The 14,317-nt window shown below is 66.9% G+C and carries 12 protein-coding genes and 1 tRNA gene; 7 read left to right on the top strand and 6 right to left on the bottom strand.

All coding sequences use genetic code 11. From position 1 onward, the window contains the following. Nucleotides 1-43: 43 nt before the first annotated feature. Together metH and BMX16_RS03545 are read right to left on the bottom strand one after the other, a co-directional pair. Nucleotides 44-3,814, bottom strand: coding sequence for a methionine synthase (gene metH, locus BMX16_RS03550; RefSeq protein WP_089898805.1), 3,771 nt, complete (start codon nt 3,812-3,814; stop codon nt 44-46). A gap of 174 nt (nt 3,815-3,988) precedes the next feature. Further along, nucleotides 3,989-4,381, bottom strand: a complete 393-nt coding sequence (locus BMX16_RS03545) for a DUF2177 family protein (protein ID WP_089898801.1) — start codon at nt 4,379-4,381, stop codon at nt 3,989-3,991. 255 nt (nt 4,382-4,636) lie between these two features. On the opposite strand from BMX16_RS03545, the gene BMX16_RS03540 reads away from it, so the two are divergent. Continuing rightward, on the top strand, nt 4,637-5,632 hold the full coding sequence (locus BMX16_RS03540) for a cation diffusion facilitator family transporter (protein WP_089898798.1): 996 nt from the start codon (nt 4,637-4,639) through the stop codon (nt 5,630-5,632). Then, nucleotides 5,629-5,961: an ArsR/SmtB family transcription factor gene (locus BMX16_RS03535; RefSeq protein WP_089898796.1), complete on the top strand. Its 333-nt coding sequence runs from the start codon at nt 5,629-5,631 to the stop codon at nt 5,959-5,961. The genes BMX16_RS03540 and BMX16_RS03535 overlap by 4 nt, the downstream gene beginning before the upstream one ends. Nucleotides 5,962-5,987: 26 nt before the next feature. Here BMX16_RS03535 and BMX16_RS03530 read toward each other — a convergent pair whose 3' ends face one another. Continuing rightward, a complete protein-coding gene (locus tag BMX16_RS03530) occupies nt 5,988-6,947 on the bottom strand; it encodes a 2-hydroxyacid dehydrogenase (protein ID WP_089898793.1) in 960 nt (319 codons plus the stop codon). A gap of 271 nt (nt 6,948-7,218) precedes the next feature. On the opposite strand from BMX16_RS03530, the gene zrgA reads away from it, so the two are divergent. The 5 genes from zrgA to BMX16_RS03505 all read left to right on the top strand — a co-directional run bounded on the left by zrgA (nt 7,219) and on the right by BMX16_RS03505 (nt 11,500). Beyond that, nucleotides 7,219-7,842 carry a zinc uptake protein ZrgA gene (zrgA, locus tag BMX16_RS03525; RefSeq protein ID WP_089898790.1) on the top strand — a complete coding sequence of 208 codons (624 nt, stop codon included), beginning with the start codon at nt 7,219-7,221 and terminating at the stop codon, nt 7,840-7,842. A 33-nt stretch (nt 7,843-7,875) separates the two neighbouring features. Beyond that, a complete protein-coding gene (locus BMX16_RS03520) occupies nt 7,876-8,580 on the top strand; it encodes an ABC transporter ATP-binding protein (RefSeq protein WP_089898787.1) in 705 nt (234 codons plus the stop codon). Continuing rightward, nucleotides 8,577-9,839, top strand: a complete 1,263-nt coding sequence (locus BMX16_RS03515) for an ABC transporter permease (protein WP_089898784.1) — start codon at nt 8,577-8,579, stop codon at nt 9,837-9,839. Before BMX16_RS03520 ends, BMX16_RS03515 begins: the two co-directional genes overlap by 4 nt. Next, the gene (locus BMX16_RS03510; protein WP_089898782.1) at nt 9,836-10,369 is read left to right on the top strand and encodes a DUF3299 domain-containing protein; all 534 of its coding nucleotides are present in this window, start codon (nt 9,836-9,838) and stop codon (nt 10,367-10,369) included. The genes BMX16_RS03515 and BMX16_RS03510 overlap by 4 nt, the downstream gene beginning before the upstream one ends. 189 nt (nt 10,370-10,558) lie before the next feature. Beyond that, on the top strand, nt 10,559-11,500 hold the full coding sequence (locus tag BMX16_RS03505) for a cation diffusion facilitator family transporter (RefSeq protein ID WP_089898779.1): 942 nt from the start codon (nt 10,559-10,561) through the stop codon (nt 11,498-11,500). Nucleotides 11,501-12,019: 519 nt separating this feature from the next. Here BMX16_RS03505 and BMX16_RS03500 read toward each other — a convergent pair. The 3 genes from BMX16_RS03500 to BMX16_RS03490 all read right to left on the bottom strand — a co-directional run bounded on the left by BMX16_RS03500 (nt 12,020) and on the right by BMX16_RS03490 (nt 14,314). Further along, nucleotides 12,020-12,217, bottom strand: a complete 198-nt coding sequence (locus BMX16_RS03500; protein ID WP_089898776.1) for a hypothetical protein — start codon at nt 12,215-12,217, stop codon at nt 12,020-12,022. Between the two features lie 561 nt (nt 12,218-12,778). Then, nucleotides 12,779-12,855: transfer RNA gene (locus BMX16_RS03495), tRNA-Arg, on the bottom strand. A gap of 58 nt (nt 12,856-12,913) precedes the next feature. Beyond that, nucleotides 12,914-14,314, bottom strand: coding sequence for a sensor histidine kinase (locus BMX16_RS03490; protein WP_089898773.1), 1,401 nt, complete (start codon nt 14,312-14,314; stop codon nt 12,914-12,916). Between the last annotated feature and the right edge of the window lie 3 nt (nt 14,315-14,317).

Below are 14,317 nucleotides of genomic sequence, written 5' to 3'. Positions count from 1 at the left end.
GCCCCCTTGCCTGCGTCAGATCAGCCGCACAGGCACGACCGCATCATTCCGCAGCCATTGACGGCGCATCGCCCTGCTGCGGGACATAATTCAGGATCGGCCCCAGCCAGCGTTCGACCTCTGCCACGGGCATCCCCTTGCGGGCGGCGTAATCGTGGACCTGATCCAATTCGACCTTGGCCACGCCGAAGTAATACGCATCCGGGTGCCCGAGATAGAGGCCGGAAACAGATGATCCCGGCCACATCGCCATGCTTTCGGTCAGGCGCACGCCCGTTGCATTTTCGGCATCCAGCAAGCTGAACAGCGTCGTCTTTTCGGTGTGGTCGGGCTGCGCCGGATAGCCCGGTGCGGGGCGGATACCGCGATAGGGCTCACCGATCAGATCGGTCGGCTCCAGCGCCTCGTCCGGGGCATAGCCCCACAGCTCTCGCCGGACCAACTCGTGCATGCGCTCGGCAAAGGCTTCGGCGAACCGGTCGGCCAGCGCCTTCACGAGGATCGCGTTGAAGTCGTCGCCCGCAGTCTCGAACCGTTCGGAGATCGCGATTTCACCGATACCAGCCGTGACGACGAAGCTGCCGACGTAATCCGGCGTGCCGACCGGGGCCACGAAATCCGCCAGCGCCAGATTGGGCCGCGCGTCACGCTTGCTGACCTGCTGGCGCAGGGTGTGCAGCGTGGCCAGATCGGTGTCGCGCCCCTCGTCGGTGAACAGGCGGATGTCGTCGCCCACGGCATTCGCGGGCCAGAACCCGACCACGGCGCGGGGCGTGAACCACTTCTCGTCGATGATCTGCGCCAGCATCGCCTGCGCATCGGCGAACAGGGCGCGTGCCGCCTCGCCTTGGCGTTCGTCGTCGAGGATCTTGGGATAGACGCCCTTCAGTTCCCACGTCTGAAAGAACGGCGTCCAGTCGATGTAGCGCGCGAGGTCCGCCAGATCCCAGTCCTGATAGACGCGGGTGCCGAGGAACGATGGCGCAGGGACACGGTAGTCGGACCAGTCGATCTTCATCGCGTTGGCACGCGCGGCGGCCAGCGGCAGGCGCGTCTTGGCGCGTTCGGCGCGGGCGTGGGCCTCTGCCACCTGCACGTATTCGGCGCGGATGCCGTCGAGGTAGGCACCCTTCTGCTCGGGCGACAGCAGGGCCGACACAACACCGACGGCGCGGCTGGCATCGGTGACATAGACGGTCTGACCACGGTTGTATTTCGGGTCGATCTTGACCGCCGTGTGCACGCGGCTAGTGGTCGCCCCACCGATCATCAGCGGAATGTCGAAGCCCTCGCGCTCCATCTCGGCGGCGACATGCACCATCTCGTCCAAGGACGGCGTGATCAGACCCGACAGGCCGATGATGTCCACCTTGCGCTCGCGCGCAACCTCGAGGATCTTGGCCGCCGGCACCATCACGCCAAGGTCGATGATGTCGTAGTTGTTGCACGCCAGCACGACGCCTACGATGTTCTTGCCGATATCGTGCACGTCGCCCTTCACGGTCGCCATCAACACGGTGCCCGCACTTTCGCGCCCGGTGCCGCCGTTCAGGCGCTTTTCCTCTTCCATGTAGGGCAGCAGGACGGCGACGGCCTGCTTCATCACGCGGGCGGATTTCACCACCTGCGGCAGGAACATCTTGCCCGCACCGAACAGGTCGCCGACCACGTTCATGCCCGCCATCAGCGGCCCTTCGATGACGTGCAACGGACGTTCGGCAGTCAGCCGCGCCTCCTCGGTGTCCGCGTCGATGAACTCGGTGATGCCGTTCACCAGGGCATGTTCCAGACGCTTTTCCACGGTCCAGTCGCGCCACGCCAGATCGCGGACGCGCGCCTCTCTCGCGCCGGTGGATTTGAAGCGTTCGGCGATCTCCAGCATCTGTTCAGTCGCCGCAGGCGTGCGGTTCAGGACCACGTCCTCGCACGCGGCGCTCAGGTCGGGGTCGATGCTGTCATAGACCGCCAGCTGCCCCGCGTTGACGATGCCCATATCCATGCCCGCCTGAATGGCATGATACAGGAACACGGCGTGCATCGCCTCTCGCACCGGATCGTTGCCGCGAAAGCTGAACGACAGGTTCGACACCCCGCCAGAGATGTGAACGTGCGGCAGGTCCGCCCGGATGCGGCGCGTGGCGTTGATGAAATCGACGCCGTAGTTGTCATGCTCTTCGATGCCCGTCGCCACGGCGAAGACGTTGGGGTCGAAGATGATGTCTTCAGGCGGAAAGCCCACCTGATCGACAAGCAGTCGGTAAGCGCGCGTGCAGATCTCGACCTTGCGATCTTCGGTATCCGCCTGACCCTGCTCGTCGAAGGCCATGACGACCACGGCAGCGCCATAGGCGCGGCACAGGCGGGCGTGGTGCAGGAAGGCCTCTTCGCCTTCCTTCATGCTGATCGAATTGACGATGGGCTTGCCCTGCACACATTGCAGGCCCGCCTCGATCACCTCCCATTTGGAGCTGTCGATCATGACGGGCACGCGGGCGATGTCGGGTTCGGCGGCGATCAGGTTCAGGAACTCGATCATCGCCTGTCTGCTGTCGATCAGCCCTTCGTCCATGTTGATGTCGATGATCTGGGCACCATTCTCCACCTGCTCGCGTGCCACGTCGAGGGCGGCGGCATAGTCGCGGTTGGTGATCAGCTTGCGGAACTTGGCGGACCCGGTGACGTTCGTACGCTCGCCCACGTTGACGAAGCGGATGTCGGGGGTCAGCGTATAGGGCTCCAGCCCCGACAGCTTCATCTGCGGCACATGGGTCGGGATCGCGCGGGGGGCGTGACCCGCCACGGCGGCGGCGATGGCGCGGATGTGGTCGGGTGTCGATCCGCAGCAGCCGCCAACGATGTTCACCAACCCGTCGCGGGCGAACTCGGCGATCTGCGACGCCATGAAATCGGGGGATTCGTCGTATTCTCCGAACTCGTTGGGCAGGCCTGCGTTCGGATAGGCGCAGATCAGCGTGTCGGCAGCCACTGACAGCTCTGCCAGATGCGCGCGCATCTCTGCCGCACCCAAGGCACAGTTCAGGCCGATGGTCAGCGGGTCCGCATGGCGCACCGCGTGCCAGAACGCCGTCGGCGTCTGCCCCGACAGGGTGCGCCCCGACCGGTCGGTGATCGTGCCGGAAATCATCACGGGCAACCGGATGCCGCGTTCCGCGAACGCCTCTTCGCAGGCGAAAATCGCGGCCTTGGCGTTCAGCGTGTCGAAGATCGTCTCGATCAGGATCAGGTCGGCACCGCCGTCGATCAGGCCGCGCAACTGCTCTGCATAGGCCACGCGCAGCTGATCGAAGGTGACCGCGCGGTAGCCGGGGTTGTTCACGTCGGGCGACATGGACGCCGTGCGGTTGGTCGGCCCAAGCGCGCCTGCGACGAAGCGCTCGCGCCCATCCTGCGCCGTCGCCCGGTCCAGCGCCTGCCGCACGAGGCGGGCCCCGTGATAGTTCAGGTCATAGACCAGATGCTCCAGCCCGTAGTCGGCCTGCGCGATGGTGGTGGACGAAAAGGTGTTCGTCTCGACGATGTCCGCGCCCGCCATGGCGTAGGCATAGTGGATATCCTCGATCGCCTGCGGCTGCGTCAGGATCAGCAGGTCGTTGTTGCCCTGCTGCGGATGCGGCGCGTCGCCGAACATCGGCGGATGGCACGCGCAGCCCGCACCATGCGCCGTGAACTCGTCCTCGCCAAAGCCCAGCGCCTGTATCTGCGTGCCCATGGCCCCGTCGAGGATCAGGATGCGCTCGGCGGCAGCCGCGCGGATGCGCGCAAAAGCGGTCGATGGCGTGGGGGCAGCGGTCATGGCGGGGCTCCGATCAAACGACGACGGGCACCAGAAGTGCCTCTCCGTCAGATAGGACGATGCGTGCCGATAAGCAAACTCATGATCTGCACAAAGATCATGCGGAACATTCATACTATATATGCCGGCGCGGGCCGCAACCGCCCGTTGCGCCCCCCGCCGAGCGTCGGACGCTCAGCCCTGCAGCCGCAGCAACAGCGCCACACCTGCCCACGCGCAGAACCCGGTCAAAACCGCGCCCCACAGCGTGTCGGTCGCGACCATCTGCCACGACCACGCCTTCATGATCGACATGGAGGTGAATTCGTAGGTGCCATAGGCCATCGCGCCGATGATCGCGCCATGCAAGGCCGCCCGACCGGGTGCCGCATCGCGCAGTGCCGGAACCGAAACGAGAAAGACCAGTCCCGCCACGTAGGCCAGATAGAACAGGCCCGCCGGCGCCAGCATCGGGCTGTCGCGCATCGCGTCGCCCAGATGGCGGGTGAACAGCGGTTTCATGACCAGCGACAGCATGATCGCGTCGATCACGAGGAAGAGGGCGGCGGTAACGAGATAGAGGATCATGGCGCTGTCCTTTTGTTGCGTGTCCTGGACGACATAGCACGATGATCCGAATGGCGAAGGATCGCCGCCGTCGTGGCCGTCCGGGATCGGGATCGTGACAGGACTGGCTGCCGGACGGGCAACCGTGGCTGTTTTGTATCGAAAGTGCACAAGGTGCTGTCGCAGGTCCCAGCGGACGCAAGCATGGGCCGACATGCAATGTCTGGACCATGACATATAAACATGCATTGATACGTCAGAAGTGAGGAGAACCGGATGCCACATGCCGATCACGACGCACATGCGCATGCGCATGGCGACCAGCACGGTCACAGCCACGCACCCACCGTGTCCGATGCGAACGCACGCAAGGTACTGGTGTCGTTCTGCCTGATCTTCGCTTTCATGCTGGTCGAGGTCGTGGGCGGCCTCATGTCGGGCTCACTCGCGCTGTTGGCGGATGCGGGCCATATGCTGACCGATGCGGCCGCGCTGTCACTGGCCTATGCGGCGTTCGTCATGGGGCGCAGACAGGCGGACGGACGGCGCACCTACGGCTATCTGCGGTTCGAGGTGATCGCGGGTTTCGTCAACGCGCTTAGCCTGTTCGCGATCGTGGGCTGGATCCTGGTCGAGGCGGTCGCCCGCCTGCGCGACCCCGGCCCGGTGCTGGCAGGCCCGATGATGCTGGTCGCCGTCGGCGGCCTGATCGTCAATCTGGTCGTGCTTTGGATCATGACGCGCGGCGACACCGATCACGTCAACATCAGGGGTGCGATCCTGCATGTGGCGGGCGACCTGCTGGGGTCGGTCGGTGCCATCGCGGCGGCGGTGGTGATCCTGCTGACGGGCTGGGCGCCGATCGACCCGATCCTGTCGGTACTGGTGTCGCTGCTGATCCTGCGCAGCGCATGGGGCCTGCTGGCCAGCACGTTGCATATCCTGCTGGAAGGCGCGCCGCACGGTGCGGACCCCGCCATCATCACACGACACCTGCTGGCGACCGTGCCGGATCTGGCGGGGGTGGGGCACGTCCACGTCTGGCAGATCACCAGCGGGCGGACCATGGCGACGCTGCGCGTGCGGCCCCGGACCGATGCGGCGGCCCGCGCCGTCGCGCGCGCGGTCGAGGCGGTCCTTGCGTCGACCTTCGGGATCGAGCATCCGACCGTCGCCATCGACTGGAACGACGGCCCCGACGGGCACTGCAGCCTGCTGGGGGCCCAGCACGACGACGCGCACGCAGCCGCCTTGGCCGGGCACCGGGCGTGACGGTGATCCCGGCCCTGACACCGGATCAGCTGTCGCTGCTGGCCGATGCCTTTCGCCTGCTGGGCGATCCGACGCGGTTGCGGATCGTGATGCATTGCATGGACGGCCCCCGGTCGGTCGGGGCCATCGCCTGCGAACTGGGCCTGTCGCAACCGCTGGTCAGCCACCACCTGCGCCTGCTGCGCACCGCGCGGCTGCTGCGCGCCGTACGGCAGGCGCGGCATGTGTTCTATACGGTGTCGGACCACCACATCAGCCACATGATCGCCGATCTGGCCGCCCACATGGCCGAGAAGACGACGGACCAAGACGCGGCACAGCATCCCTGAGGCTGCATCTGCCTGACCGCCCCCGCCTAGCCCGGGGCGCGCGCCAGATCGACCGGCGACACCAGTGGACGGTTCGCGAAGTGCGCGTCGAGGTTGTCCACCGCCATCTGCGCCATGGCGTCCCGCGACGTGGCCGTGCCGGATGCGTGATGCGGATAGAGCGTGACGTTGTCCAAGGCGGTCAGGCGCGGATCGACATGTGGCTCGCTCGCGAAGACATCCAGCGCCGCGTGGCCCAGGGTGCCGTCCGACAGCGCCGCGATCAGCGCCGCCTCGTCCACGACGGATCCCCGCGCCACGTTGACCAGCAGGCCCTGCGGGCCCAGCGCCGCGATGACGGCTGCGTCGATCAGGTCCTGCGTGCCCGCGCCGCCTGCCACGATCACGATCAGCGCGTCGCACTGTCGCGCAAGGTCCGTCAGGTCGTCGACGCGGGTCCACGCCACGTCGCGCGCACTGCGGTTCCAATAGCGCACGTCCTGCCCCATCGCCGCAGCGCGCGTGGCGATGGCCTGCCCGATGGTGCCCATGCCGACGACCCCCAGCACGCGCCCGGACAGGCTGGTCTGCAACGGAAACGCGCCCTTGGCACCCCAGTCGCCTGACTTCACATGGGCGTGGGCGGGGATCAGACCGCGCCGTGCGGCCAGCAGCAGCATGATCGCCGTGTCCGCCACGTCGTCGCACAGCGCGGGCGAGGCATTGGTCAGCGCGATCCCGCGCCGCGCCAGCGCCGCCACGTCGAAGGTGTCGTAGCCCGCCGAGGCACAGGACACGATTTCCAGCGCCGGCAGGGCGTCGATCATGGCCGCATCCAGCGGTGCATGGCCGTAACCCACTGCCGCGCGGCACAGCGGCCCAGCCTCAGCCAGAAACGCGGGCTTGTCCGCCGCCTCGTCCCAGCGGTGCAGGGTATAGCGGTCGCGCAACTGCGCCATGGCGGCGTCGCGCAGGGGATGCAGCATCAACACGTCGGGTTTCGTCATGAGTCGTCCTCTCAGGGTCGGGATTCGCGCCTGTCCGGTGGCAAACCGGCTTGCCAGACGGGCAAGGCCGGCGCGTGCCTCACGGGTTTGTCGCAGACGCCGGGGCAGGATACCAGCAGGCCACCCCGTTCCGAGGACCGCACGTCCGCGTCCCGCCCGGTCTTTCGCCCGACGGGCCACTATCGCGGTTGCCGGCAATGCGCGAAAGGCATATGTTATGTTATATCATAACGCAGGCACACTGCCGTCGCTCGTTCCAAAGGATGACACCATGACACGTCTCGGTCTGGCCATGATGGCCGCCCTTACCGCCGCCCCCGCCCTTGCGCAGGACACGCGCGAACTGGACGCCCATGTCCATGGCACCAGCACGCTGGATCTGGCCGTCGACGGTGGGATTGTGACCATGGATCTGACGGCCCCCGGCATGGACATCGTCGGGTTTGAGTATCCCGCCAGCACGGGCGCGGACAAGGATGCGGTCGCCACGGCCATCGCGGCGCTCCTGCAGGCGGATCGCATCGCGGCCCTGCCAGAGGAGGCCGGGTGCCGATTGACGGAAGCCGCCGCGCATCTGGACGGCGGCGACCATGACCATGACCATGATGCGGATCACGCAACCGAGACATCGGATGCGCACGACCATGCCGAGGACGCTGCCAACGCGCATGACCACGATCATGCTGACGACCACGCGGCGGAGGGCGACGGCCACACCGCGTTCCACGCGACCTACGCCTTTGACTGCGACGCACCGGATGCGCTGGACACCATCACCTTCCCGTTCTTCGACACGTTTGCGGGTGCCATGCAGATCGAAGCGCAGTATGTGACCGCCACCGGCGCCGGCAGCGCCGCGATCACCCGCGACGCCGCAACACTGACGCTGAACTGACGCACGGACCCGCCTGATGACCGACCCCGCCCCATGACAGACCCCGCCCTCGCCCTGACAGACCTGCGCTTTGCGTGGCCGGGCCGCGACGGCTTTGCGCTGCGCTGCCCGGACTTCGCCCTTGGTCAGGGCGAGACGGTCCTGCTGCTGGGCGAGAGCGGGTCCGGCAAGTCCACGCTGCTGTCGCTGATCTGCGGCATCGTGGCGGCGGGGCCCGGTCAGGTGCGCATCGGTGGCACCGATCTGGGTGCGTTGCGCGCCGGGGCCCGCGACCGGTTCCGCGCCGAAGGCATCGGCGTGATCTTTCAGCAGTTCAACCTGCTGCCCTATGCCAGCGTCGCCGACAACATCCTGCTGCCCCTGCGGTTCGCCCCGCAGCGCCGCGCGCGGGCCGCCAAGGGCGGCTGCGTCATGGCCGAGGTGCAGCGCCTGTGCGCCGCCATCGGCCTGCCCGACGACATCGTGACCCGCCCCGCAGGCCGCCTGAGCGTGGGCCAGCAACAGCGCGTCGCCGTCGTGCGCGCGCTGATCGGGCAGCCGCCGCTGATCGTGGCGGACGAGCCGACCAGCGCGCTGGACGCCGCCACGCAGGACGCCTTTCTTGCGCTGCTGTTCGGCCAGTTGCGCGCGGCAGGCGCGGCCCTGCTGATGGTCAGCCACGACGAACGCCTTGCACCCCGCTTCGACCGCACCGTGCATCTGCGCGACATCGTGACGACGCCACGGGTGGCCGCATGATCCTGCGTCTGGCCACACGGTCGCTGATGGCACGCGCGCTGACGGTGGGACTGACGGTGCTGGCCATCGCCCTGTCGGTGGCCCTGTTCCTCGGCATCGAAAAGGTGCGCACGGGCGCGCGCGCCAGTTTCGCCGACACCATATCGGGCACCGACCTGATCGTGGGGGCGCGGTCGGGGTCGGTGCAACTGCTGCTCTATTCCGTGTTCCGCATCGGCAACGCCACCAACAATGTCACATGGGACAGCTATCAGGACATCGCCGCCCGGCCGGAGGTGGACTGGATCGTCCCCATCTCGCTCGGCGACAGTCACCGGCAGTTCCGGGTGATGGGCACGACGCCCGCATTCTTCGACCGCTACAAGTATCGCGGCGACCGCGATCTGGTCATCGGTGAGGGTGCGGGCCTGAACGACCTTTATGACGCGGTGATCGGCGCGGACGTGGCGCAGGCCCTGGGCTATGCGGTGGGCGATGCCATCGTGGTGTCGCATGGCGTGGCGTCCTTTACCGATCACGACGACCAGCCGTTCCGCGTCGCAGGCATCGTGGAAAAGACCGGCACGCCGGTCGACCGGACGGTGATCGTCAGCCTCGAGGCGATCGAGGCGATCCACGTGGACTGGCAGCAGGGCGGCGTGGCGCTGGGCGGGCCCGCGGGGCCCGCCACCCCGGTCGAGACGATCCGGGCGATGGACCTGACGCCGTCCGCAATCACGGCGGCCCTTGTCGGCGTGGATCAGCGCACGCAGATCTTCGGCCTGCAGCGCTGGGTCAACGACTATTCGCAGGAACCGCTGCTGGCGGTGCTGCCGGGCGTCGCCCTGCAGGAATTGTGGCAGATCGTCGGCGTGGCCGAAACGGCGCTGGTCGCCGTATCCGGCATGGTCGTCGTCACCGCCCTGTTGGGCATGATGGCGATGATCCTGTCCAGCCTGAACGAACGCCGCCGCGAAATGGCGATATGGCGTGCGATGGGCGCCCGCCCGGCCACGATCCTGAGCCTGCTCGTGCTGGAGGCTGTCGTGATGGCCGCCCTTGGCGCGATCCTCGGGTTCATGCTGCTCTATGCCGGGTTGTGGATCGCGCAGCCGCTGTTTGATGCGGCGTTCGGGCTGTGGCTGCCCATCGCGGCCCCGCATGCGCAAGAGTTCGCCGTACTGGGCGCGGTGGTGCTGGCCGCGGCGGTGGCCAGCCTTGTGCCGGCCCTGCGCGCCTATAGATTGTCGTTGGCCGATGGAATGATGGTGAAGATATGATCCCCAAGACGACCCTGACGCGCCGGCAGTTCGGTCTGGGGCTGGCCGGCAGCGGGCTTTTGCTGCCCGCGATGGCCCGCGCGCAGACCGCGCCAGAGGATTACACCGAGATCACATGGGACGATCTGGTGCCCCCCGGCGTCCCCTTTGCCGAGATCATCGGCGAGGGCGAGATGGACGAGGCCAACGACACATGGGCGCCCATCTTTGACGAGAACGGGGTCAAGCTGAATACGGCGCTGGACGGCAAGCAGATCAGGATGCCGGGCTATATCACGCCGTTGCAGATCGGCGCGGACGGCATGACCGAGTTCCTGCTGGTGCCCTACCTTGGGGCCTGCATCCACGTGCCGCCACCGCCGCCGAACCAGCTGGTGTTCGTGACCACGCAGACGCCGTGGCCCGGCGACGACATCTGGGACGCGATCTGGGTCTATGGCACGCTGAACGCCCAGCTACAGACGACCACGCTGGCCGAGATCGGCTATAACCTGATTGCCGACAAGATCGAGCTCTACAGCTGGACCTGACAGCAGCGCGGACGCCCGGCCAAGGCCGCGTCATCGCGCTGCCGTCCGCCATCGCGGAAATAGGCGCGGCACCGGGTTCGTGCCCGCCATAGCGCCCCGCCGCGCGCAACTGGCACTTGCCCCATGCGCAGACGCCCGCATACCCTGCGACATGGGGCGTGCGACCCCCGCGACACGGGTGACGCCACGATGCAGCAGCAGACACGGCTGACAGAGGAAGGGCTGCTGAAGCTGTCGATCGCTGCGACCATAGCGATCGCCGGTTTCGGCATCGCCGTGGGCCTGATCACCCGGTCGTTCGCGATCACCTTCGACGGCATCTATGCGCTGCTCGACGCGGTGATGAGCGGCGTGGCGCTGATCGTCGTCGGCCTGATCAAATCCCATGCCGCAGCGACCATGGCGAACAAGCGGCTGGAGCGGCGGTTCAGCTATGGCTTCTGGCATCTGGAGCCGATGGTGCTGGGCCTGAACGGCATCCTGCTGGTCGGCGTCGCGGCGTACGGCCTGATGAATGCGGTGATCGTGTTGCGCGACGGGGGCCGGATGCTGTCCTTCGACGTGGCGCTGATCTATGCGCTGGTGGCGACGGTCGTGTGCTTCTGTGTCGCCGCGATCGGCGCACGGGCCAATCGCACCATCCGCTCGGCCTTCGTCGCATTGGATGTCAGGGGCTGGGTCATGTCGGGCGGTATCAGCGCGGCGCTTGTGGTGGCCTTTGGCGCGGCGATGGCGGTGGAAGGCACGGCGCTGGCGTGGATCCTTCCTTTCGTCGATCCCGCAGCCCTGGCCATCGTCTGCCTGATCGTGATCCCGCTGCCGTTTCCAACGATCCGTCAGGCGTTCTCGGACATCCTGCTGATCACGCCGGACACGCTGCGGGCCGACGTCGACCGGGTCGCCGCCGCAATCGCCGCCGCCGAAGGCTTTACCGGTTTTCGCACCTACGTGGCCCGGATCGGGCGCGCGCGGCAGATCGAGATCTATTTCATCGTGCCCACCGGCCGCCCCGCCGTGCCGCTGGAACAGTGGGACGCCCTGCGCGACAGGATCGGGCATCAGATCGGCGAGGAGGGCCCCGACCGCTGGCTGAGCATCATCTTTACCACCGACCCGGAATGGACGGCCTGACCGCGTGTCAGGGCGCGCCGATCCGCAGTCGTCCGCCGCAACCCGTCATGCTCTTGCCACGGAAAGGAGCATTCGGTGCACGGTAGAGCGAGCGGAAGCGGCTTCGTGCGGCTTGGTGCGGGATCAGCAACACTCCACGCTCTTGACGTGTTAGGCCTCCGCCGACGCTGCCTTTCCCACACTCCGTCTTGACGATCCCCTCTCCCCGATGGTCGCCAGTGTCACGGCCCTGCCGTTTTGCACGGGCGATGCAGGGCACCCGCCACCCCTCCATGCGTACCGGCACGGCGATGCTCCGTCCAAAGCGCGTCGCGCCGTCATGCGGGATGGCGGCTTCGCTTGCGATGTCGGGCCAGACCGCCAATGCGGCACCACGGCCCGCGCCGTGGACGTTCGGTCCGGCCGTTGCCCGGGCCACAGAATCAGTGGCAGACGTGCCAACCCTGTGACGGTCCAGCGGCTGCGGGTGGCGGACATGGCGGCGCCGGCCATGCAGGCAGCGCCGCGGCAGGATCAGGGTCACCGATCCGCGGTGCCAGCGAACCGTCTGACGGACTGCCTGTCGGTCTGGTCCACGGCGATGTTGAGCTCTTCGACGATCACGCTGTTCCGACAGATGCCAGCGACGGTGGTGTCCGCGCCGGGTCGGTTCCGATCTGCGTCGCCCTGCCCCGCGTCCATCATGCCGCGGCATCGCTTCGCAAGGGCTTCGATCATGCGATGGCGTTCGGCTTGTCGGTCAGGTTTCGGGGCATCCTTCACACGTAATGGGGGGTCTGGGATGGCCGCAGCGGGATCGTCATCACGACCGCAGAGCGCCTCGATACGGGCAGTCGGTCCGGCGTCGGGACGTGATGATGGCGGTCCGGGTTTTCATTCGCAGTCAAAGGGTCCGCTATGGCCCGATCGGCAGGCAGCTGCGCGTGCCCGGCCTGTCGCGGCCCGTTCGTCCGTAGGCCGCACAGCAATGCGGGGACTTCGCATGGGGCGGCCAATGCGAAGTCTGTACAGCGAGCTCGCTCAGCGCGAACGGACCGAAATCGTCACCGGGTGACGGCAAAGGCTGGCGCAGCGCGCGCCGACCAGCTCAATTCAAGGGCTGTGACGAAGGTCGTCGAGGATATGACAGTTCAGACTGTATGATGCACCCGAGAGAGTATGGTAAACAGCTCACCGGGTGCTTCAATCGCACTCCGCCACCCCCCAACGTGTCCGTTCAGGGCGAGTCGCTCGCGTACCGCAGCTTACGCCGCGCGTCTGCGTTATCAGGAAGTTAAATGGCGGACTGGGGAGGATTCGAACCCCCGACCCCTTGATTCGTAGTCAAGTACTCTATCCAACTGAGCTACCAATCCGCGTAGGGGCCGTTTAGCCAAGCCGCGGGAGGGGCGCAAGCCTGAAACGCAAAAATCGTCAGGCTGCCGCAGGGGCAAGGGCAAAGTCCGCCTTTGGCATCTCGATGATGAAGGTCGTCCCCGCATCGCCGGTGTCCTGCAGGGTCAGCCGCCCGCCGTGGCCGCGCACCAGATCGCCCGAGATCACCAGCCCCAGCCCTGCCCCGCCCTTGCGCACGCCGCCCTGAAACGGCTGAAATAGGTGCTCGCGCGCCTTGGGCGGCAGGCCGGGTCCGGTGTCGGTGACGGTGATGCGCCAGACGGTGTCGTCCTCCTCGCCGTGCAGGCAGATTTCGCCGGGCTTGCCCGTCGCCATGATGGCCTGACGGGCATTGCGCACGAGGTTGGACAGCACGCGGAAGATCTGCTCGCCGTCCGCGCGAAGGGTCATGGTGGCTGGGATGTCCTCGGCAAAAGACAGCGCATAGTCGCCTGCGGCCAGACGCTCGCCCTCGACCACGTCGTCGACGATCTGGGACAGGGACACGCGCGCAAGGCGGGGGGCCGGTTCGTCCGCGCGGCCGAAGGCCAGCGTGCTTTCGCACAGGTGCACCGCGCGGGTGATGGATCCCACCAGCTTGGGCGCCATCCGCTTGACCAGCGGATCGTCGGACCCTTCGATGCGGTCGGTAAAGAGCTGGGCCGAGGTCAGGATGTTGCGCAGGTCGTGACTGACCTTGGCGACGGCCCCGCCCAGTTGGGCCAACCGATCCTTTTGCTTCAAGGCGCCGGTCAGCTGCGTCTGCATGGTCTGCAGGGCCACCTCGGCGTCGCGCAACTCGCGCACACCCGCACGGGGTTCGATGATGCGGCGGGCATCCTCTGGCGCTTCGGCATAGCTCAGGACCTGCCCGATCACCGCCTTGATGGGGCGCACGAGGAACGCCTGCACCGCGAGGAACAGCAGCAGCGCCGTGATGACCGAGATGACGGCGGAGAGCAGCAGCACGTTCAGGCCGTATTCGAGCATCGCCGTGCGCAACGGCATCTGCATCATCGTGACCTCGATCTGCACACCGGCCCCCTGCACCGGGTTGCCGATCACGCGGATGATGCGCGGGTCCGCATCCAGCAGCGTCGCCATGGCATCGCGGATCAGCACCGGACCGGACGGGTCGCGCATGTCGTAGGTCGCGGCGATCTCGTCCGGGATCGGCGAGGACAGCGCCAGTTGCCGCATGTCGTCACGGCGCAACACCACGTTGAACACGCCCGCGTTCTTCAGCAGCTCGCGTTCCAGATCGGGCGAGATCATGTCTGATGCCTCGACCGCCAATGACGCGATCTGCGCCCGCTCCAGCCGGTCGAGCAGGTAGTCCTGCCTGAACCGCGCGACGGATGGCACGAAGATGAACACCTCTGCTAGCATCACGAAGATGACGGTCAGGATCAGGAAGCGGCCCGACAGTGTGTTCAGCATCGA

Origin of the sequence: Loktanella fryxellensis, from assembly GCF_900110065.1 — a bacterium.
Classification (GTDB): domain Bacteria; phylum Pseudomonadota; class Alphaproteobacteria; order Rhodobacterales; family Rhodobacteraceae; genus Loktanella; species Loktanella fryxellensis.
The sequence above is the reverse complement of the archived record's forward strand: the minus strand, read 5'-3'. Positions and strand labels throughout refer to the sequence as shown.